Origin of the sequence: Teichococcus coralli (assembly GCF_009829925.1) — a bacterium.
In the GTDB taxonomy this organism is placed as follows: Bacteria; Pseudomonadota; Alphaproteobacteria; order Acetobacterales; family Acetobacteraceae; genus Pseudoroseomonas; species Pseudoroseomonas coralli.
In genome coordinates, this window is sequence record NZ_SNVJ01000075.1 from 1 (window position 1) to 306 (window position 306).

General features: G+C 68.6%; 1 pseudogene. It reads left to right on the forward strand.

Annotated features, from left to right (window positions below):
* A pseudogene (locus E0493_RS22995) lies at positions 1-306 on the forward strand (hypothetical protein); the annotation flags it as partial.

Genomic DNA, 306 nt, shown 5'->3' on the forward strand with positions numbered 1-306 from the left:
GCAACGACCAGATCAACGGCGGCGGCGGCGACACCCTCAAGGGCGGCGCCGGCGACGACACCTACCTCGTCACCACCGGCGACGTGGTGGTCGAGGCCGCCGGCCAGGGCATCGACACCGTCATGACCTGGATCAACAACTACGTCCTGCCCGACAACGTCGAGAACCTCATCCTCACCGGCACCGGCTGGAACAGCCTCACCGGCAACGGCCTCGCCAACCGCCTCATCGGCAACGACAGCCCCAACACCCTGAACGGCCGTGCCGGCAACGACTGGCTCACCGGCGGCGGCGGCAACGACACCT